This window comes from Actinoallomurus oryzae, from assembly GCF_039541955.1.
Classification (GTDB): Bacteria; Actinomycetota; Actinomycetes; order Streptosporangiales; family Streptosporangiaceae; genus Actinoallomurus; species Actinoallomurus oryzae.
In genome coordinates, this window is the sequence record NZ_BAABHF010000039.1 from 117,380 (window position 1) to 137,219 (window position 19,840).

The window sequence follows — 19,840 nt, forward strand, 5'->3', positions numbered from 1 at the left end:
GGCCGAACGAGAAGGCCGTCGTGTCAGCCGTGGATGACTCGCCGATCGGCACGGGCCCGGCGTCAGAGGAGTGCGGCGTCGATGGCGCGGTGGAAGGTCGGGAAGGCGTAGATCATCTGCCGGAGGCGTTCGACCGGCACCTCGCCGTGGACCGCGACCGCGAGCGCGCCGAGGATCTCCCCGCCCATCGGCCCGGCCGAGGTGGCGCCGACGAGCCGGCCCTCGGCCTCGACCAGCTTGAGGAAGCCCTCGGCCCGGTGGAGCCAGCCGCGCGTGTTGTTCGCCAGGTCGGTGCTGTGGACGCGGACATCGGAGTAGCGTTCCCGCGCCTGGCTCTCGGTGAGCCCGACCGCACCGATCTCCGGGTCGGTGAACGTGACGCGCGGCAGCGCCCGGTAGTCGGCCCCCGGCCCGTCCTCGCCGAGGATGTCACGCGCGGCGATCCGGGCCTGGTAGTCCGCGACGTGCGTGAACGCGCCCTTGCCGGTCAGGTCGCCGACCGCCCACACGCCGTCGGCCGCCCGCATCCGGTCGTCAACGTCGATGAACCGCGCGCCCTCGTCCAGCCCGACCGCCCCGAGCCCGAGCCCGGCGAAGTTCGTACGACGGCCGACGGCGACCAGGAGCCGCTCGGCCCGCAGGTCATCGTTGATCACGAACCCGTCGCCGTCGTGCCGCACGCGCTCGGCCTTGGCGTTGACACGCACGTCGATACCCTCGTTCGCGAAGGTCGTACGGAGCAGCTCGCTGGACTCCGGCTCCTCCGGCCCGAGCAGCCGCGGCCCGGCCTCCAGCACCGTCACCCGGCTGCCGAACCGCGCGAACACCTGCGCCAACTCGCACCCGATCGCGCCACCACCCAGGACGATGAGCGACGCGGGCAGCTTCTCCGCCTCGATCGCCTCCCGGTTGGTCCAGTACGGGGTGCCCTCCAGCCCGTCGATGGGCGGGACCGCCGGGGCCGTACCGGTCGCGATCACGACACCCCGCCGGGCGCGGAAGACCTCGTCCCCGACCGTGACCTCCTTGGGACCGGTGATCCTGCCGGCCCCACGGACGAGCCGGCCGCCCTTGCCGGTGAAGCGCTCGGCGGCGGCACTGTCGTCCCAGGCGGCGGTGACCTCCCGTACGCGGCCCGCGACCGGCGCCCAGCTCGCCTCGATGTCCGCCGACCCGGCGAACCGCGGCAGGCGGCGCCCCTCGGTCAGCACGTCACCGGCCCGCACCATGGCCTTGCTCGGGATGCAGCCCCAGTAGGGGCATTCGCCGCCGACCAGGTTGTTCTCGACCCCGACCACGCTCAGCCCGGCCGCCGCCAGACTCCCCGCGACCGCTTCCCCACCCGGACCCATCCCGATGACTACGACGTCGACGTCCATGATCCCTGTCTTCGTTAGTCCGCCTGCCCGATGGCGCGCTCGTACAGCTTCCGTACGTCGTCGTCGAAGTAGGCGCTGTAGGAGACGGCGTCCTCGTCACCGCCGAGCTGGTACCCGCCGATCACTCCGACGACCTCGCCCCGCTTTGTCTTCGGATCGTAGTGGGTCAGCCAGGGACTGCCGCTGGTGCCGGGCGCGTACCCGTTGCAGGCGAAGCGCATCTGGTACTTCATCTTCTTGGTGGTGCGATTGATGCAGGTGACGGGCTTGTCGGAGCTCTTGGGATAGCCCGTGACCCGGACGAGGTTGGTGAACCCCTGGTTGATCCCGAGCAGGTTGGCCCCGAGAACGTCGGCGATGTTCTTCCCGTTGAGGGGCTCAAGCACGGCGAACCCGACATCGAGGTCGGGATCGGACCCCTTGGCCCACCGATCGTCGACGAACTGGGTCTTGACCTTCCAGATCCCGTACGGCGCGTTCCCGTTGCGGTAGCCGGGGACGAAGACGAGGTCGCTGAGGTAACCTCCGCCCGCTCCGGCGTGCACACAGTGAGCGGCCGTGATGATGAGGTTACGGGCAGGACTGTCGACGGCGCTCGCGGTGCAGAAGTGATCACCCTTGGTGTCGTGAGAGAAGAGCGCCCCGACACGCTTCCCGAAGCCGGCCGGCTCGGCGGTCGGCGTGCCGGTGGGCGGGTGAGCACGGAGAAACCGCTCCCGACTCCAGGTGGTCGCACTGCTCACGGGCCGCGGCACACCGGACCCGGCACATCCGCCGCACAGCGCCACGAGCAACCCAACCGCCACCAGAACCCTGCGCATCACCACCCCTCAGCGGGTTCTTCCCGTGAGAAATAACTCGGCAAACTACGGATTGCCTGAGTGTTGACCTTGCTCGCCACAGCGGGTCCTCGCTCGATCCGGAGCTACTCCGGAGACGGCGAGGTGTCGATGACTGCGTTGCTGTCACGGCCCACCTCGCCGCCATAGGAGGGCTCACCGCAGACGTACGTCTAGGGGTCGGCGCCGGTGGTTCCACTGCCCTGAAACGCTTGCCCCTCGGGGCGCGAGCGCGAGGGCCTTCCGCGCTGCAGGGCGAACACTGACAAGATCACCCTTCGTAACTCAAAACCCCAGGAGGCCCAGATCCATCTCCTCCGGGGGTGCCTTTGTTGGTCTCGGAAGCGATCTCCAAGGCCCGCCGTGGCAAGTCGGTGATATGCCGGACCAGCACTTCGGTGGCATCGCCCTGCTCCAGCAACTCCTGTTGCAGAAGGTCGAGGTTGACTATGTCAAGGCATGAAGGATCTCGGTCGTGATCAAGTGCTCGTAGACGCCTGGCAAGAGTTTGGCCACGTGAGCGCCGCACTGGCATGCACTGACAGATCGCGAGCATCGGCGGGCTTACAGGCAGATGGCCTGTTCTGGCGCAGCCTGCCTCCTATGTTGTGGAGGATCCGAATCGATCGACGCGCAGATCGTGTCGTTTCCCGGGCGCTGAGCGCCGGCCTTGGGCGGTGAGGTCTGATGCGAAACGTAACGGCGGAGACAAGTTCCTAAGCGTCTCTATTATCGAGGCTGGGTACATCGATGAATGTGGTGCCGTCCCAGTAAACAAGTGTCACGTCCACCGCGTGAAGCAGGTCTTTAAGGTCGTCATGGGGTTCTTCTGGGAGTAGGATTGCCAAGGCGGGATTTGATGGATTAACATGGCGTCGATAGTCAAGAAGCTGGCCGATCGCCATCCGAACAGATTCCCGCGAACTACTGCCCTTCAACTCGTAAAGCACATGGGCTGTCGTGTCATAAAGGTCGGTTAGGAGTGTTGACGCCATACCTTTCACTTGGAGCTGGAACCGCATCATCGAGTGTCCATGAGTAGCCATGAATTCTTGAAACTGATCAGACAGCTTGGCTTCGCGCCGCTCCGCTTGCGTCTTAGGAGAAGCCGACCGCTGACTGGCGGTCTTCTTGTTAGTCTCCGGCTCGACGATCGCAGCCGTTGTCACGTTAGCTGGGACGGTCAGCGACTGGGTTTCCACCGCGGTTGGGATTGTGTCCTCGTCCAGCTGAACATACGGACCATCTGGACGCATACGGAAGACTATTACCCGTCGCTTCTTTCCTTGCTTATTTGGCGCCTCTCGCACTACGTAGGGCTGGTCGGCGTCTAGCTGAAACTTGCCGATGTACCTCTGCAGCTTAGTGTTGGACCCGCGAACCGTTCCGCACGCTTTGAACACACGAAGTGCTCGACCCTGATCAATGTGTAGCAAAACCGCGCGGTTGCCGTTCCCCTTGGTTCCAGTGAAGGTCTGGTCTTCTTGGCCATGGCCGGTGTACTCGAACAGTGGGCCGTAATCATCGTCGGGTAGCCACCCGTCGAAATACCCAGACTGCTCTCCAGCCTTAGGGTCCGAGTAGATCAGGACGTTCGGAGTAGAACTAGAAGGGACTATACCGCCACTGTATTCACTTCCACCAAAAAGATCCTTCATGTCGGAGCGCGTGGTGACCAGGCCCGGTTCGATCGGTTCGTCCGTCATGATCGAACTCTAGGGTTAAAACCGATAAGTCCGAAACGGTCCGGCGGGGCTCGTGGGTCCGTGCGATAGCTTCAGCGTGGGCAGTGGCTTGAGCTGTGCGTCCTTCCGCCTTGCCGACGGTATTCAGTCCGTGCGGGCGGCGGTGAGGAAGCTGCTGAGGGACTTCCCCGGGCGGGCACCTCCGGCAAGTCCAACTCGTACAGGCGAACTCCGGCCGGCCACGGCAGCCGCTACGCTCGCGTACCAGCCCGGTGGCCAGCACGCCGACCCTGGCGCCGTCCATCCTCACAAGTGGCCAAAGGGAAGTCGTCGTAGAAGCGGGCGTGGATGATGATGTGGTATGCCATGGGGGCCAGACCCGCTCCAACGAGACGGGGTCCTCGTACGGCGCGGGGCGGCCGCGGCGGTGTACGGGTGCTCGAGCGGTTCGGGCGGCGGCTCTTCCACGCTCTCGCGCGTGCCACCCCAGTGATGTGCCGCCGACGCTCTTCAGCGGTGAGTCTCCATCCGTACACCCTCCCAAGCATCCATTCACCGATGGGCCCGCGAAGGCAGGCTGACCCCACTTCGTGCGCGGGGCGGCCATCGGCGCTACAGCTGGGACATAGCGGCGGCTACTCGCCCGCGCGCGACATTGGACGAGGACGAACGGCAGTGGGCAGGAGAAGCAGCTCGCCTGTACGACCAAGGCTGGAACATTCGCCAGGTCGCCGAGAACGTTGACTGCGGCTATGGCGTCTCGCGTCGCATCCTCCGCACGCGCGTCGTCCTGTGAGACCGAGGCGGGACCTACACCGGCGAAGACAGAACGTGACCACCAAGGGCGCCGGAGTCGTCGGTATCCCTCCGAAGGGCGGCGTGCGGGGTCGGCGGTGCTTTTGTGATCCCTGTGAGCGGAAGGGCAGCGTTCTGGCCTGCGGAAACTCTGGTGAAGAGGGGAGGCGGCAAGATATGGTGACTTGCCCTGGTCGCCGAGATGAGGGTCCCCCTGGAGTGCAACCGTGACCTGGAAAATCAATAGCAACTCGGATTCGGCCGCGGGGTACGGGCGGTGGCGGCTCGGGTCCGATGAGGAGTTCATCCCTCTAGTACCGACAGTGAACATCCCGTGCGGCCTCCACGTGGAGGAGCCCGGATCATGGTGACCGCGTCGGCGGTGGTCGTGTGAGTGGCGTGGACGGGCATCTCATCGCGGCGATTCCGGGTGACGGCATCGGCAAAGAGGTGCTGCCCGCGGCGCAGCGGGTGCTCGACGCGGTCGCCGTACGGCACGACTTCGCGCTGCGCTGGTGCGAGCTGCCGTGGAGCTGCTCCTGGTACACCCAGCACGGCGCGATGATGCCGCCGGACGGCATCGACCGGCTCGGTGAGACGGACGCGATCTTCCTTGGCGCCGTCGGCTCGCCCGGCGTGCCCGACCATATCTCGCTGTGGGGGTTGCACATCCCGATTCGGCGGGCGTTCGACCAGTACGTGAACCTGCGGCCGGTGCGGTTGCTGCCCGGGCTGGCCAGTTCGCTGCGCGAGTGCGAGGCGTTCGACGTGGCGATCGTGCGGGAGAACACCGAGGGGGAGTACTCCGACGTCGGCGGGCGGTTCGCCACCCCGGACGGTGACGTGGCCGTACAAGAGTCGATTTTCACGCGGCGCGGGTGTGAGCGGGCGCTGCGGTACGCCTTCGACCTGGCGCGGCAGCGCGGTGGGGTGCTGGTCTCGGCCACCAAGTCGAACGGGCTCATGCACACGATGCCGTTCTGGGACGAGGTCACCGCCGAGGTGGCGGCCTCGCACCCGGACGTGAAGTGGCAGCGGATGCACATCGACGCCCTCACCGCGCGGTTCATCACCCATCCGCAGGATCTCGACGTCGTCGTGGGCTCGAACCTGTTCGGCGACATCCTCGGCAACATCGCCGCGGCGGTGTCCGGATCGCTGGGTGTGGCACCGTCGGCCAACCTGGACCCCACCGGGCGGTTCCCCTCGATGTTCGAGCCGGTGCACGGCTCGGCCCCGGACATCGCGGGGCGGGGGGTGGCCAACCCGATCGCGCAGGTGTGGTGCGGCTCGTTGATGCTCGACCACCTGGGGCGGGAGAAGGCGGCGGCCGACGTCCTCACCGCGATCGAGACGGTCACCGCCGACCCGGCCCTGCGCACCCGCGACCTCGGCGGCAGGGCGACCACCAAAGACGTCACGTCCGCCCTGGTCGACGCCCTGCCGTGACGGTCAGCGGGTGGCGGTGACGAACCCGCTCAGGGAGGAGTTCGGGGCGGGCCGGCCGTACGAGGCGGCCACATCGGTCAACTCGTGCACCTCGGTCCGCCAGCCGTCGGCGTGGAGCCGGCCGGCGGTGTCGCCGATGCCGCCCTGCCACAGCTCGGCGTACTCCTCGATGCCGCCGCGATCCTCTTCGGCGATGACCGAGGCGGCGTTGCTGCGCTCGAACGAGATCCGGCTGCCGGGGGCCGACAGCGCGCCGACGCGGCTCAGCACCCGGTCGGCGTCCTCAGGGCTGAGGTAGACCAGCAGACCCTCGACCAGCCACGCCGTGGGCGCCGACGCGTCGAAGCCGGCGTCGGTCAGCCGTCGCGGCCAGTCGTCGCGCAGGTCGGCCGGTACGGCGGTGCGTGCGCAGCGCGGCTCGGCCCCCGCGCCGGCCAGCACCCGGTCCTTGAAGGCGAGCACCTCCGGCAGGTCCAGCTCGTACAGGCCGACGTCGGGCGGCCACGGCAGGCGGTACGCGCGGGTGTCCAGGCCGGCGGCCAGGAGTACGACCTGGCGGCAGCCGCTGTCGCAGGCGGCGAGCAGGAAGTCGTCGTAGAAGCGGGTGCGGATGATGACGTGGAAGGCCAGCCGGGCCCGCGCCGGAGAGAGAGGCCCCCGGCTACCGGAACCACCGGCGGCGACGAACGCGGCGGCGTACGGGTCCTCGAACAGGCGGTCCGGGCGACGGCTCTCCCACGCTCTCACGCGTGCCACGCCCAGTGACGTACCGCCGACTCCCTCAAGCGCGCCCACGAGACACTCCCTCCGCTCGACGCCTACATTACATCGGTACCGATGCATCTGTGCCGATATATCCTCCGAGACATGGACGGCGTGCGGATGCACCGGCTGGGGAAGCGGCTGATCGATCTGTCCCGGGAGGTCACCACCTCGGCGGGTGACGCAGAGCTCACACCCGCCGAGATCGCCGTGGTCGAGGACGTGCTCAAGCACCCGGACAGCGCGGTGAGCGAGATCAAGGTACGGACGGGGTTCGCGCAGAGCCACGTCTCGGAGTCGGTGGCGCGGCTGAGGGAGCGCGGTCTGATCGAGACGCCGCCGGACGCGGCGGACCGGCGGCGTACCCGGGTGCGGCTGAGTGAGCCGGCGCGGCGGGCGGTGCTCGCGCGGGCGGGGCGGTCGGCGGACGAGGTCATCGCGCGTGTCGTCGAGGATCACACGCGGGCCGTGCGGGTGGCGGCTCTGCTCGACGAGCTCGCCGACCTGCTGCTGTGAAGCCGCAGGGCCTACAAGACGGCCGTACGGAGGTCGTCGTGGAAGGCCTCTGACGGGCTGATCGAGGTCACCATCACGGCGTGGGTGAGGAAGGTGGCGGTGAAGGTGCGGCTCCGGCGGTCGCCGGTCCAGTGCCACTCGGTGGCCAGGGCCTGGACGGTCTGCAGGCCGCGCCCGCACTCGGCCAGGTCGCCCAGGTCGGGGACGCGGGGCACCTTGTGGCTGCCCTCGTCGGTCAGTGCCACGGACGCGCCGTCGCGCCAGCGGCGGACCTCCACGACGTAGCGGCCCCCGGGCCGGGCCGAGGCCGTGTGTCGCAGGGCGTTGGCGGCGAACTCGCTGACCACCAGGATGACGTCGTCCACGCGCGGCAGGTCGGCCAGGAGAAAACCGGCGAATTCGCGCGCTTGGCGGACGTGCTCGGCCAAGCCGGGAAAGGATCGGCGCCATATGAGTACGCGATCGTCCGGATACTCCTCCATGGCGACCCTTTCTCGGTCTGGTCGGGAACCGCGACCCTGGACTCGGCTCTCCCCAAGCGGAGCCCAGGGTCGCGGCTCCGCGGAGCGGCTCGGAGGGAGACCCTCCTCGCCGCGGTGTGCGGGCTGCGCCGGTGCGCCTCGGCGTGGTCGACTGCTGTCGATCACCGGACGGTCACGCCGGCCCGCCCAGCCCCTGGTGGATAACGCGGATATTGAAGCGTTCTGTAGTCGTGTGATTACACTCTGGCCCAGAATGATGATCCAGTGCAAGTGATTCAGCGCATTATGTGAGGAAGCAATGCCGTACACCCCCACGGTCCGCGGGCGTCAGCTCGCCCGAGAGCTTCGTCACCTGCGGGAACAGTCTGGAATGACCGGCGAGCAGGTAGCGGCGAAGATGAGCTGGGAGCAATCGAAAATCAGCCGCATGGAGACCGCCAAGATGCGGATCACCTCCGGCGAGGTCATGGAGCTGTGCGAGACGTACGGCGTCGACGGCGACAAGCGCGATCAGCTCGTGCTGCTCGCCCGCAGCGCCCGCCAGCGCGACTGGTGGCGCGAGTACAGCGACAAGGTCAAGAAGGGCTTCATCGACTTCCTGGCGTTCGAGGCCGAGGCTCGCACCTCCCGCGGCTACGAGGCTCAGGTGATCCCCGGCATCCTCCAGTGTGCCGAGTACGCCCGCGCGATCCTCCTCGGCGCCCAGTCACGTCCCGAGGATGAGGTCGACGCCGGCGTCGAGGTACGCCTGGCGCGGCAGAAGCGCGTGACCCAGTCCAAGGATCCGCTCCACGTGTGGGCGGTGATCGACGAGGCCGTCCTCCACCGCGTCGTCGAAGACGACTCGGTGATGGTCAAGCAGTTGGAGCACCTGCTCTACCTCGGTGAACTCGGGAATGTGTCGCTCCAAGTGCTCCCATACCGGGCCGGAATTCATGCTGCGATTGATGGACCTTTTGTTCTATTGACCTTCGACGGCTATCCGGACCTGCTATACATCGAACACCTGGTGGGGTGTGTCTATCTGGAGAAGCCCGCCGACACAGAGCAAGGGCGCCTCATTTTCGACCATCTCCGCTCGGCCGCGTTCAACACCAGCGACTCTGCGGTGTTGATTCGCGAGAAGGTGAAGGAACTCTCACGATAAGAAGGGTGTTCGCGACATGACGAACCCACGGCCTGCGTCCTCGTGGCGCAAGAGCAGCCACAGCGGCAACGGCGGCAACTGCGTCGAGACCATGATCACATGGCAGAAGAGCAGCCGCAGCGGCAATGGTGGCAACTGCGTCGAGGTGGCGCGCATCGAGCTGGCCGCCGCGGACGCCTGACCTGCTGTGCCGTAGTGCATGACAGCTAATTAGGGGTACGCCCCGTGCTGGGGCAGGGCCGGTCTCTCCGATCGGAGCTCCAGGCGCCACCGGGGCGTACCATCGCCTCCAGGGCCCGCGCTCGACGCGGGATTCGCAATCCCCTCATCGGCCGTCCTCGGGCGACGGCCACCCGCAGACCCGCGCCCCACTCGGGAAGCTCCCGATAAACGCAAATCGCGAATTATGTCCAGTTAGTCGCTATAACGACATACTTCGTACTGAGTGACGGCAGATCGCCCGGAATTTTCGGATAGATAGCCCGGGGCTTTTCCACAGATAGTGCAGCGCGGGCGCGACACTGCTTTACGTACGGCACAATCTCATTGCCGTCAGCAGAAGGGGAGTGACAACGGTGGGAGCCGACCCTCCAAGTCCGACGCCTGAAACGCCCCAGTCCGGCGTGATCAGGCCCGATCTCGACCGCATCGAGCGGATTCTCGAGCGACTCCAAGTCTCCAGCGTGCGTGACACGCGTGGCCGCCTCGCCACGCGCTGGCAGTGCTACAGCCTCTTCTTCACCTTCGACGGAGACGGCGAGGTCTACGCCGCCCGCACCATCTACGACCGCTTCTTCACCGTCGACGACAAGCCCGCCCTCCGCGCCGTCCTCGACGAGTGGAACCGCGACACCGTGGGCCTGAAGGTCTACACCGCCACCGACGACGACGGCACGGTCATCATCGTGAGCGAGGCGACGATGCACATCGGCGGCGGCGTGACGAGCGAGCAGTTCGCCGCCACGACGACGGCCTGGCTCAACGCGGCCGGCTCCTTCCACCTGTGGCTGGGCCCGCGCCTGTCCCTCGCCGGCCTTCCCGGCGACCCCGTCTGACGGGCCGCGTCTGACCGACCCCGTCTGACCGACCCCGTCTGACCGACCCCGTCCGACCGACGCCGGCCGGCCGCGTCCGACCGGCCGCGACCCGTCTGAACGGCTGCGGCCCCGCGTCCTTCAGGCCGGATCGTTGTCGGCGCGCAGGCCGTGGAGCTTGTCCGGATTGACCTGGAACCAGAGATCGTGCAGGCGACCGTCGGCGATGCCGTACGTGAGGACGGCGACGGGGGCGCCGTCGACCGTGCACAGGATGCCCAGCTCGCCGTTGATGACCGCGGGCTCCGGGACGATGCCGGACGACTCGGGCTTGGCCAGCACGCCGAGGATCCAGCGGGCGACCTGGCTGTCTCCGTGCAGGGGGCGGCGGGCGGCGGTGACCTTGCCTCCGCCGTCGGTCCAGGCGGTCACGTCCGGCGCGAGCAGCTCCATCACCGCGTTCAGGTCGCCGCCCGCGCACGCCGCGATGAACCGCGCGGTGACCTTCTCTCGCTCGGCGGGGTCGGCGTCGAAGCGGGGGCGTCGGGCCTGGACGTGCTCGCGGGCACGGTGGGCGATCTGGCGGACGGCCGGCTCCGGGCGGTCCAGCACGTCGGCGATCTCGCCGTGGGAGTAGCCGAAGACCTCGCGGAGCACGAAGACCGCGCGTTCGACCGGGCTGAGGGTCTCCAGCACGACCAGCATCGCGGTGGAGACGGTCTCGGCGACCTCGGTGTCCACGGCGGCGTCGGGTGAGGTGAGCAGCGGTTCGGGCAGCCACGGGCCGACGTACTTCTCGCGGGTCGCCTGGGAGGAGGTGAGCCGGTTCAGCGACAGGTTGGTGACCGCTCGCACCAGGTAGGCCCGCGGATTCCGGACCGTGGCGCGGTCCGTCGCGTTCCAGGCCAGCCACGCGTCCTGGAGGACGTCCTCGGCGTCGGCGACGCTGCCCAGCATGCGGTAGGCGGTCGCGAACAGCAGCCGCCGATGCTCGAGGTACGGATCAGGCGTCGTGTCGGTCATCGGCTCATACTCTCAAGCGGCGTCCCGTCACGCGGCGGGCCGGCGGGTGGCGCGGCCGCCCTTGGACAGCGTCGCGGTGACGTTCATGCGCTTGCTGAGCCGGTACACCTTGACCGGGCTGCTGCTGACGGTCTCCTTGTACAGGACGGCGGCGCGGCCTTTGAGGTACGCCCGGCGCGGGGTGTCGTCCGCGTGGGTGAACTGGATGACGGCGTCACGGCGGCCGAGGCTGACGGGCTGGTGGATGTAGCCGAACCGGAACGGCCTGACCCGCTTGCCGCGCAGCAGCCGCACGATCGTGTCGGCGGTGTACTGGGCGGTGGGCAGGCCGCTCTGGCAGGTGCCGTGGATCCGCCCCCAGGCCAGCCGGACCGCGGCGGCGTCACCGATGGCGTGGACCTCGGGGTGCGACACCGAGCGCAGCGTCGCGTCGACCACGACCAGGCCGCGGTCGTCCACGCCGATCCCGGCGTCGGCGGCGAGCGAGGACACGGTGACGCCCGCGGTCCACAGGCACGCGTCCGAGGGGAGGAGCTCCCCGGTCTCCAGTTCGACGGCGTCGGGCAGCACCTTGGTGACCCGCGCGCCCGCCTTGACGGTGACGCCGAGGCGGTCGAGCGCCCGGCGCAGGTGGGCCCGGGCCTTGGCGCCCATCATCGCGCCCGGTTCGTCGAGGCCGACCAGCGTGACGTGCAGGCCGGGGTGGGCCTCGGCGATCTCGGTCGCCGCCTCCACGCCGGTCAGGCCGCCCCCGCAGACCGTGACGGTGCCGCCGGTCGCGGCGATCTCCTTGAGCCGACCGGCGAGGCGGACGGCGGCCTGCGGGCTGTCGAGCGTGAAGGCGTGCTCGCCGGCGCCCGGCACCCGGCCGGTGTCGGCCGAGCTGCCCAGCGCGTACACCAGGGTGTCGTAGTCCAGCGTCGCCGCACCGTCGTCGACGGTCACCGTACGTGCATCGGCGTCGATGGCGGTGGCCGCGCCCCGTACGAAGGAGATGCCGGTTCCGGCGAGCAGGTCGGGGATCCGGTGGTCGGCCAGTTGCCGCCCGGCGGCGATCTCGTGCATCCGCAGCCGCTCGGTGAATCGTGCCGAGGGGTTGACCAGGGTGATCCGCACATCGGCGCGCCGGGTCCGGTGGGCCAGGCGGATCGCGGTCATCATGCCCGTGTAGCCGGCGCCGAGGACGACGACGCGGTGGTCGTGCTCCATTGCTTCCCTCCCGAGCTCACGTCACCGTGGTGCCGGTGACGCTCAGGGGACAAACGGCTCGGGCCCGGCGTGACACATCCTCGATGTGACGCGCACCACACGGACGCCGGGGGGCTTACGCGTCCTTGCCGGCGGCGGTCAGGGCGTCACCGGTCAGGCGGTACACCGTCCAGCCGTCTCTCGGGGCGGCGCCCAGCGACTCGTAGAAGCCGATCGAGGGTGTGTTCCAGTCCAGGACCGACCACTCCAGCCGGGAGTAGCCCTTCGTCACGCACTCCTCGGCCAGGGCCGTCAGCAGGGCGCGTCCGAGGCCCGTACCCCGGTGGTTCGGGCGGACGAACAGGTCCTCCAGGTAGATGCCGTGCGCACCGTGGAAGGTCGAGAAGTTCAGGAACCACAGCGTGAAGCCGACGATCTCCCCGTCCACCTCCGCCACGTGCCCGAACAGCGCGGGTTCCGGGGCGAACAGGGCGGCGTGGAGCTGGGCCGGGGTCATCGTGCATTCGTCGGACAGCCGCTCGTATTCGGCCAGCGCGTGCACCAGTTCCACCACGGCCTCGACATTGGCTTCCCGTACCCGGCGAATCCGAGGATCCACGCCGTCGCTCCCTCCGTCGTCGGCGCGCGGAGGACCGCAGGTCACGATCCCGTCACCGCGCGTACCAGCGAAGACTAGCCGCCGCGGCGGTATGCCCGGTCCGGCCCCTGATGCGAGAAACCGGCGCGGCTCACCACGAGTTCACTATGTACGAACTGCCTGTTTGCACCGTATTTTTGGAGCGTTCCCGGACGTCGTTCCCCGGACGTGAAGGAGACGGGCGTGACGCAGGCAGCGGAGCAGGTCGGAATTCCGCGCATTCCCGTGTCACTGCGATGGGGCGGAGGGGCCGCGGGCTCCTACCTCCAGCAGGACGACGGTCTCGTGATCGATGCCAGACCCGGTACGGACCTCTTCGTCAGCCCGCAGCGCACCGCGGAGGCGCTCGACGCGCCGCGCCTGTTCGCGCACGCGCAGGGCGACTTCCTGCTCAGCGCCCGCGTGACGGTGAACCACGGCCGGCCGCACGACGCCGGCGGGCTGCTCGTGTGGCTCAACGACCGCGCGTGGGCCAAGCTGGGCCTGGAGATGTCCGCGCAGAGCGAGCCCGAGACCGTCTCGGTCGTCACCCGCGGCGCCTCCGACCGCGCCAGCGGCTTCGTGGTGACCGGCGGGCACGTCTGGCTCCGCATCGCCCGCGTCGACTCCGCGTACGCCTTTCACGCCTCGCTCGACGGGCGCTACTGGCGGCTGATCCGTCACTTCGCCCTGTACGCCTCCGGTGCCCCCTCGTACGGCTTCTTCGCCCAGTCGCCCGTCGGGGACGGCTGTTCGGCGACCTTCGACCAGATCACGTTCGAGCCGAGGAGGCTGACCGAGCTGATCGACGGGTCCTGAGCCGGGACCGCGCGCGGATCCTGCCGTCCGTGACCGTCGAGTGACGCGTCGATGGCGACAGGAGGGCGTCGGCATGACCATCGCCACATAAATCGCCCATTAGGGTCAAGACCCGATATTCGGGGGAAGTATGAGGCGTGGATGTGTCCAAGAAGAGTGAGTTCGTCGTTGTCGCCAATCGTCTGCCGGTCGATCGGGTCACCGACGGTGACGGCGAGGCGTCCTGGCGGCGCAGCCCTGGCGGGCTGGTCACCGCCATCGTCCCGGTCATGCAGCGTCGTCAAGGAGCGTGGGTGGGCTGGCCGGGCTCGCCGGATGAGGACGTCGAGCCGTTCGAGGCCGAAGGTCTGTCGCTGATTCCCGTACGCCTGTCGGCCCGGGACGTCGAGTACTACTACGAGGGATTCTCCAACGCGACCCTCTGGCCGCTGTACCACGACGTGATCGCCCAGCCGGTCTACCGGCGGAGCCTGTGGGAGGTCTACGAGCGGGTCAACCGCAGGTTCGCCCGCGCCGCCGCCGAGGTCGCGGCCGAGGGCGCGATCGTCTGGGTGCAGGACTACCAGCTCCAGCTCGTACCCCAGATGCTGCGCGAGCTCCGCCCCGACCTGCGCATCGGCTTCTTCCTGCACATCCCGTTCCCGCCGATGGAGCTGTTCCAGCAGCTGCCCTGGCGGCGTGACATCCTGTACGGCCTGCTGGGCGCCGACCTCGTCGGATTCCAGAGCCGCGACGCGGCGTCCAACTTCGTCCGGCTGTGCCGGCGCTTCTGCGACCTGCGGACGCAGGGCCACGAGGTGATGGTCGCGGACCGCACCGTACGCGCCGACCACTTCCCCATCTCGGTGGACGCGAACGAACTCATCACCCTGGCCGCCGACCCGAAGGTGCAGAACCGCGCGGCGCAGATCCGCGAGGACCTCGGCAACCCGGCGTCGGTGCTGCTGGGCGTCGACCGTCTCGACTACACCAAGGGCATCCAGCAGCGGCTCGAAGCGTTCATCGAGCTGTTCGAGGACGAGCGGCTCAAGAGCGGCGACGCGGTGTTCGTCCAGGTCGCGACGCCGAGCCGGGAGCGCGTCAAGGAGTACCGCATCCTGCGCGACGAGATCGAGCTCCAGGTCGGCCGCGCCAACGGCCTGTACGCCGAGCTGGGCGCGCCGATCATCAACTACATGCACACGTCCTACACCCGCGAGGAGCTGGCCGCGCTCTACCTGGCCGCGGACGTGATGGTGGTGACGCCGCTGCGCGACGGCATGAACCTCGTGGCCAAGGAGTACGTCGCCTGCCGGTCCGACCTGCGGGGCGCCCTGCTGCTCAGCGAGTTCGCCGGCGCGGCCCAGGAGCTGCACCGCGCCTTCCTGGTCAACCCGTACGACATCGGCGGCACGAAGAACCGCATGTGGGAGGCCATGCACGCGAGCCCGGCGGAACGCGCCCGCCGCATGCGCTCGATGCGCAGGCGGGTGATCGAACACGACGTCGACCTGTGGGCCAAGAGTTTCCTGGACGCCCTGGAGAACGGCCGGTCGGGTACGGCGGGCGCGTCCGGCCGGCCGGACGCGGTCAGCTCGCCGGGCGCGCCGTCGCCGGTTTGATCCGCTGCCACCAGTCGTGCAGGTCGGCCGGGCCGTACGCGGCCTCGATCGAGACCGACGCGGGCACCATCGGGAAGCGACGCCCCGGATTCCACGACCGCTGGTACGCGGGCGGGTCGAGCACCACGACCCGTGTGCCGCCGACCTGGGGGATGTCGGCCGGAACGCCCTCGTTCCAGATCCACTCGCCGTTCGCGTCCACGAGGTTCCACCGGCCGACCACCGGCGGAGTGCCGGGCGGCACGTCCTGGTCGCGGGAGGAGGCCACCCAGCGCGCGTCGGGGGGCTCGCCGGGCAGCCCGCCCGGCCGGATGAGTTCGCCCGCGAGCAGGGTGTGGAGCTGGAAGTTGTCGCCGATCCCGCTGATGACGACCGTCCAGCCACGGCCGCTGGCGCGGTCGAGCACGAGCAGCCGCTCACCCTCCAGGATCCGCAGGAGGTCGCCGACCCACGAGAGTTGTTCGCAGTGGCCGGCCGCGCGGTCCACCACGGCCGCGAGCGACTCCCGGTCCGGCACCGAGGCCCGCACCAGGGGAGAGAACGTCAGAACCGTGAACGCCGCCATCCCGAACCTGGGCAGCGACCACCAGGCCTCCATGGCCGGTCCGGCGCCCTCGCCGAGCGCGGGCCGGACGGCCTCCCAGATCTCCCGGGACGGCTCGTGCCGCTCCGGATCCGGCGGTTCGCCGCGTCCGGCCTTCTCCCAGGCGTCGGCGAAGGCGAGCGCGCCGGTCGTCACGTCGGGCAGGCGGCCGATCACCGCGACTCCCGGCGCCTGCGCGTCGGCTCCGTTCTCCACCAGGGCCCCGCTCATCACCGCGAGCCAGGCGGCCTGGTCCAGTGACGCCCGCTCGATGCCCTGGGCGAGCTGCCGCGCGCCCGCGGTGAGCTCCGCCTGGGGCACCGTGCCGGCCGCACCTTGCACCGCCTGGAGGAGGCCGCCGAACGCCGCCTGATCCTGTTCGATCGCGGCACGCGTCAGGTCCGCACATGTCTGTTCGAACATGTGATCACTTTTGCACAGATGTCGCCCGGGTGAGGAACGGACGTGTCCTCCCGCACGTGGGCTGTTCGGGGGACACGTCCGCTTCGCGGCGTTCCGGTTACTCGCCGCTCTCGTCCTCGTCGGCCTTCTCGGGGACGATGTGCGGGTTCATGCCGTCCGGGCGGACGAGGTCGTCCTTGTCGTCGTTCGTCGGTGTCGTCTCGTCGGTGGTCTCGGGCTGGTCGGCCATCGTTCCGCGCCTTTCTTCGCGAGTGATGGCGGGGAGCCTAGTGACGCCGGATCAACATCTGATCAACGTGGCGCGGGCACGCGGTCGAGCAGGGCGCGTACGTCTTCGGCGGCCGGGGCTCCCAGGGCCTGCAGCACGGCGAGCGCCTGCTCCCAGCAGGCACGCCCGTCGTCCGGGCGGCCGTCGGCGGTGAGCGCCCGGCCGAGGACGTCGAGAGCACGTCCCTCGCCGAACCGCTGGCCGATCTCGCGGGCGATCGCGAGGGCCTCCTCGGCGTGGGCGACCGCCTCGGCGGGGCGGCCGGCCCGCAGGTGGCTCTCGGCCAGCCGGTAGAGCGTGTGGTGCTCGCGCAGGCGCTGCCCGGTGGAGCGGAAGACGGCCAGGCAGTCGAGGTAGTACGGGATCGCGTCGTCGGGCCGCCCCATGCCGTCGAGGATCGTCCCCAGGTACTGCATCGCCTTGGCCGCGCCCATCGCGCTGCCCTGCGCGCGGAACAGCTCCAGGCTCCGCTCCGCCGCGTCGAGTGCCTCCTTGTCGCGGTGCAGCTCGGCGGCGGCACGCGCCATGTTGCTGAGGCAGTTGGCCTCGCCCTCGGGGGAGCCCAGCTCGGCGAAGACGCCGGCCGCGCGCTCGAAGAACGCGAACGCGTCCTCGTACCGCCGGTGCTCGAACGTGACGACGCCCACGCCGTTGAGGGCCTCGGCGCGTACGTGGTCGTCGCCGGAGGCCTCGGCCAGCTCGACCGTCGTACGGAGGCTGGCCTCGGCCTCGTCCAGCCGGAACGCGACGTGGAGGATGAGGCCGAGCAGGTAGCCGGCCCGGCCGCGGGTGCGAGCGTCGTTCTTCTCCAGCGCGGCGGTGACCACGAGCCGCGCCGTCTGCTCGAACTCCCACAGGTGGGTGCCGGACATGATGAGCGGTTCGAGGCTGAGCAGCAGGTCGGCGGCGACCGCCAGGTCGGGGGCGCCGCCGCGGGTGGACTCGGCGATCACCGCGCAGAGGTTCGCGGTCTCGCCGCCGAGCCAGGCCAGCGCCTCCTCGGCCGTGGCGAACTCGATACCGCGGGCCTCCGGGGTGCTCAGCCGGCCGCCGTCGGCGGACTCGGCGGCCAGGTAGGCGTTGCGGGCGGAGGCGAAGTAGAAGTCGAGCATCCGGTGCGGCACCTGGGCCCGCGCGACCTCCGAGTCGTACTTCTCGGCCTGGCGACGGGCGAAGAGCCGCAGCAGGTCGTGGTAGCGGTAGCGGCCCGGCGCGGGGGTCTCCAGCAGGCTCGTGTCGACCAGCGACTCCAGCAGGTCCTCGGTGGCCGGCGCGGGCAGGCCGAGGACGGCCGCCGCCGCGTGCAGGGGTACGTCGTGGACGTCCGGCAGGGCCAGCAGCCGGAACGCCCGCGCCTGCTCGTCGTACAGCTGGCCGTAGCCGAGTTCGAACGTCGCCGAGACGGTGTGGTTGCCGACCCGCATCTCGTCGAGCCGCCGCTTTTCGTCCGTGAGGCGTTCGGCGATCGTCGCCATCGACCAGCTCCGCCGCGACGCCAGCCGCGAGCCCACGATGCGTACGGCGAGGGGAAGGTGTCCGCAGGCCGCCGCGACCTCGGCCGCGATCTCCCGCTCGTCCTCGACCCGCTGCTCACCGGCGATGCGGCCGAACAGCGTGATGGCCTCGTCGGTGACCAGGCCGTCCAGGTCGACCGTGCGGGCGGCGGGCACGCCGGCGAGCCGCGACCGGCTGGTCACGATCACCGCACAGCCCGCCGAGCCGGGCAGCAGCGGGCGTACCTGGTCGACGTCGCGTGCGTCGTCCAGCACCACGAGCATCCGCCGGTCGGCCAGGCGGCTGCGCAGGAGCGCCGCCCGCTCCTCCAGCCCGGTGGGCACGTCCTTGTCGGGGGTGCCGAGCGCGCGCAGGAACGCGCCGAGCACCGCCTCGGGCCCGGCCGGGTCGGGTCCCGCTCCGCGCAGCTCGGCGAACAGCTGGCCGTCGGGGTAGTGCGGCCGTACCGCGTGCCCGAGGTGGACGGCGAGGGTCGTCTTGCCGATCCCGCCGATGCCGGCCACCGCCACGACCGGCATCGCGGTACGGTCCGCCTCGGCGAGCATGCCGGTCAGCTCGGCCACGATGGCCGAGCGTCCGGTGAAGTCGGCGACGTCCGCCGGAAGCTGCGCGGGCACCGGCAGCGGACGCGCGGGCTCCGCCGGGCGTACGGGCTCGGGCGGCCTGCCGGCCAGGGAGGCGTCGCCGGCGAGGACCTTCGCGTGCAGCTCGGCCAGCTCGGGTCCGGGGTCGATGCCCAGCTCCTCGACGAGCACCCGGCGCGTGTCGGCGTACACCGCGAGCGCCTCGGCCTGCCGCCCGCACCGGTACAGCGCGAGCATGAGCAGCCCGCGCAGCCGCTCGCGCAGCGGGTGGGCGTTGGTCAGCTCGGTCAGGTCGGCCACCGACTCCGCGGCGCGGCCACTCTCCAGGTCGATGGCGTACCGGGTCTCCAGCGCGGTGAGCCGCTGCTCCTCCAGGTGCACGCGCTGCGCCTCGGCCCAGTCGCCGTGGATGCCGCACAGCGGCTCGCCGTCCCAGACCTCCAGCGCCGAGCGCAGAGCGGCGGCGGCCCCGGCGAGGTCACCCGCGCGCCGCGCCTCGTCGGCGGCGGCCAGCCCGTCCTCGAACACGCTGAGGTCGAGCGCGGCCCGCGGCACCCGCAACGCGTACCCGCCGGCCTCCGAGACCATCACGGTCGCCTTCTGCCGCGCCGCGCGCTCGGGTTCCAGCACGGCCCGCAGTCGCGAGGCGTACGTGCGCAGGGCGGTCATCGCGCGTACCGGCGGCTCCTCGCCCCACAACGCGTCGACCAGCTCCTCGGCGGTCGCGGTACGGCCACGCCGCAGCAGGAGCACGGCCAGCACGGCCCGCTGCTGGGGCGTACCGAGATCGAGTTCGGTGTCGTCACGCCATGCGCGGACCGGGCCAAGAACCGCGAAGCGAAGCCCGTGCATACCCGTTCCTCAGGGGGAAGCCGAAATAAGATTATTTCCCGAGAATAAGGATTTACGGATCGAGCGCCATCCGTGAGATCCACGACATTCGGTGCCCGTCTTCACGAGCCGCCCCCCACCACCCGCCGTCGCCGGGCGACGAGTCCTCGCCACCCGTTGTCCCGCGACAAGGATCGTGCCTTCTCGCGACGCCACGTGAGTAGGTGCCGTCACTTCGACGTGACCGCGCGGATACAGCCGACGATCTTCCTGTGCCGCT

General features: G+C 69.7%; 19 protein-coding genes. 8 read left to right on the top strand and 11 right to left on the bottom strand.

The window, feature by feature from the left end:
* Positions 1 to 62: 62 nt before the first annotated feature.
* The 3 genes from ABEA10_RS31750 to ABEA10_RS31760 form a co-directional block, all read right to left on the bottom strand.
* A complete protein-coding gene (locus tag ABEA10_RS31750) occupies positions 63 to 1,379 on the bottom strand; it encodes a dihydrolipoyl dehydrogenase family protein (protein WP_345470193.1) in 1,317 nt (438 codons plus the stop codon).
* A gap of 14 nt (positions 1,380 to 1,393) precedes the next feature.
* The gene (locus tag ABEA10_RS31755; RefSeq protein ID WP_345470194.1) at positions 1,394 to 2,122 is read right to left on the bottom strand and encodes a trypsin-like serine peptidase; all 729 of its coding nucleotides are present in this window, start codon (positions 2,120 to 2,122) and stop codon (positions 1,394 to 1,396) included.
* Positions 2,123 to 2,934: 812 nt separating this feature from the next.
* Positions 2,935 to 3,924, bottom strand: a complete 990-nt coding sequence (locus tag ABEA10_RS31760) for an SRA domain-containing endonuclease (RefSeq protein WP_345470195.1) — start codon at positions 3,922 to 3,924, stop codon at positions 2,935 to 2,937.
* A gap of 1,001 nt (positions 3,925 to 4,925) precedes the next feature.
* Here ABEA10_RS31760 and ABEA10_RS51320 point away from each other — a divergent pair.
* Both ABEA10_RS51320 and ABEA10_RS31765 read left to right on the top strand, forming a co-directional pair.
* On the top strand, positions 4,926 to 5,069 hold the full coding sequence (locus ABEA10_RS51320; RefSeq protein ID WP_425550986.1) for a LamB/YcsF family protein: 144 nt from the start codon (positions 4,926 to 4,928) through the stop codon (positions 5,067 to 5,069).
* Positions 5,070 to 5,097: 28 nt separating this feature from the next.
* The gene (locus ABEA10_RS31765; RefSeq protein WP_345470264.1) at positions 5,098 to 6,147 is read left to right on the top strand and encodes a tartrate dehydrogenase; all 1,050 of its coding nucleotides are present in this window, start codon (positions 5,098 to 5,100) and stop codon (positions 6,145 to 6,147) included.
* Positions 6,148 to 6,150: 3 nt separating this feature from the next.
* Here the strand turns inward: ABEA10_RS31765 and ABEA10_RS31770 are convergent, their stop codons facing one another.
* The gene (locus tag ABEA10_RS31770; RefSeq protein ID WP_345470196.1) at positions 6,151 to 6,942 is read right to left on the bottom strand and encodes an SAM-dependent methyltransferase; all 792 of its coding nucleotides are present in this window, start codon (positions 6,940 to 6,942) and stop codon (positions 6,151 to 6,153) included.
* 72 nt (positions 6,943 to 7,014) lie between these two features.
* On the opposite strand from ABEA10_RS31770, the gene ABEA10_RS31775 reads away from it, so the two are divergent.
* Positions 7,015 to 7,425 carry a MarR family winged helix-turn-helix transcriptional regulator gene (locus tag ABEA10_RS31775; RefSeq protein WP_345470197.1) on the top strand — a complete coding sequence of 137 codons (411 nt, stop codon included), beginning with the start codon at positions 7,015 to 7,017 and terminating at the stop codon, positions 7,423 to 7,425.
* Positions 7,426 to 7,436: 11 nt separating this feature from the next.
* Here ABEA10_RS31775 and ABEA10_RS31780 read toward each other — a convergent pair whose 3' ends face one another.
* Positions 7,437 to 7,853, bottom strand: coding sequence for an ATP-binding protein (locus tag ABEA10_RS31780; protein WP_329247898.1), 417 nt, complete (start codon positions 7,851 to 7,853; stop codon positions 7,437 to 7,439).
* 352 nt (positions 7,854 to 8,205) lie between these two features.
* Here ABEA10_RS31780 and ABEA10_RS31785 point away from each other — a divergent pair, with 352 nt between their 5' ends.
* The 3 genes from ABEA10_RS31785 to ABEA10_RS31795 all read left to right on the top strand — a co-directional run bounded on the left by ABEA10_RS31785 (position 8,206) and on the right by ABEA10_RS31795 (position 10,109).
* Positions 8,206 to 9,054 carry a helix-turn-helix domain-containing protein gene (locus ABEA10_RS31785; RefSeq protein WP_329247895.1) on the top strand — a complete coding sequence of 283 codons (849 nt, stop codon included), beginning with the start codon at positions 8,206 to 8,208 and terminating at the stop codon, positions 9,052 to 9,054.
* 16 nt (positions 9,055 to 9,070) lie between these two features.
* A complete protein-coding gene (locus ABEA10_RS31790; protein ID WP_329247894.1) occupies positions 9,071 to 9,235 on the top strand; it encodes a DUF397 domain-containing protein in 165 nt (54 codons plus the stop codon).
* Positions 9,236 to 9,677: 442 nt separating this feature from the next.
* Complete coding sequence (locus ABEA10_RS31795) at positions 9,678 to 10,109, top strand: type III secretion system chaperone family protein (RefSeq protein WP_345470201.1); 432 nt, start codon at positions 9,678 to 9,680, stop codon at positions 10,107 to 10,109.
* A gap of 120 nt (positions 10,110 to 10,229) precedes the next feature.
* On the opposite strand, the gene ABEA10_RS31800 is transcribed toward ABEA10_RS31795, so the two are convergent.
* From ABEA10_RS31800 to ABEA10_RS31810, 3 genes are all read right to left on the bottom strand, one after another.
* The gene (locus ABEA10_RS31800) at positions 10,230 to 11,111 is read right to left on the bottom strand and encodes an RNA polymerase sigma-70 factor (RefSeq protein ID WP_345470203.1); all 882 of its coding nucleotides are present in this window, start codon (positions 11,109 to 11,111) and stop codon (positions 10,230 to 10,232) included.
* 27 nt (positions 11,112 to 11,138) lie between these two features.
* Positions 11,139 to 12,320: an NAD(P)/FAD-dependent oxidoreductase gene (locus ABEA10_RS31805; RefSeq protein ID WP_345470205.1), complete on the bottom strand. Its 1,182-nt coding sequence runs from the start codon at positions 12,318 to 12,320 to the stop codon at positions 11,139 to 11,141.
* A gap of 115 nt (positions 12,321 to 12,435) precedes the next feature.
* Positions 12,436 to 12,918, bottom strand: a complete 483-nt coding sequence (locus ABEA10_RS31810) for a GNAT family N-acetyltransferase (protein ID WP_345470206.1) — start codon at positions 12,916 to 12,918, stop codon at positions 12,436 to 12,438.
* 222 nt (positions 12,919 to 13,140) lie between these two features.
* Here ABEA10_RS31810 and ABEA10_RS31815 point away from each other — a divergent pair, with 222 nt between their 5' ends.
* Together ABEA10_RS31815 and ABEA10_RS31820 are read left to right on the top strand one after the other, a co-directional pair.
* The gene (locus tag ABEA10_RS31815; RefSeq protein ID WP_345470208.1) at positions 13,141 to 13,755 is read left to right on the top strand and encodes a DUF1349 domain-containing protein; all 615 of its coding nucleotides are present in this window, start codon (positions 13,141 to 13,143) and stop codon (positions 13,753 to 13,755) included.
* Positions 13,756 to 13,898: 143 nt separating this feature from the next.
* On the top strand, positions 13,899 to 15,356 hold the full coding sequence (locus tag ABEA10_RS31820) for an alpha,alpha-trehalose-phosphate synthase (UDP-forming) (protein ID WP_345470210.1): 1,458 nt from the start codon (positions 13,899 to 13,901) through the stop codon (positions 15,354 to 15,356).
* Here ABEA10_RS31820 and ABEA10_RS31825 read toward each other — a convergent pair.
* The 3 genes from ABEA10_RS31825 to ABEA10_RS31835 all read right to left on the bottom strand — a co-directional run bounded on the left by ABEA10_RS31825 (position 15,325) and on the right by ABEA10_RS31835 (position 19,581).
* Positions 15,325 to 16,362: a hypothetical protein gene (locus tag ABEA10_RS31825; RefSeq protein ID WP_345470212.1), complete on the bottom strand. Its 1,038-nt coding sequence runs from the start codon at positions 16,360 to 16,362 to the stop codon at positions 15,325 to 15,327. The two genes, ABEA10_RS31820 and ABEA10_RS31825, sit on opposite strands and share 32 nt — an antisense overlap.
* 97 nt (positions 16,363 to 16,459) lie before the next feature.
* Positions 16,460 to 16,591 carry a hypothetical protein gene (locus ABEA10_RS31830; protein WP_345470213.1) on the bottom strand — a complete coding sequence of 44 codons (132 nt, stop codon included), beginning with the start codon at positions 16,589 to 16,591 and terminating at the stop codon, positions 16,460 to 16,462.
* A gap of 62 nt (positions 16,592 to 16,653) precedes the next feature.
* On the bottom strand, positions 16,654 to 19,581 hold the full coding sequence (locus ABEA10_RS31835; RefSeq protein ID WP_345470215.1) for an AfsR/SARP family transcriptional regulator: 2,928 nt from the start codon (positions 19,579 to 19,581) through the stop codon (positions 16,654 to 16,656).
* Positions 19,582 to 19,840: the final 259 nt, after the last annotated feature.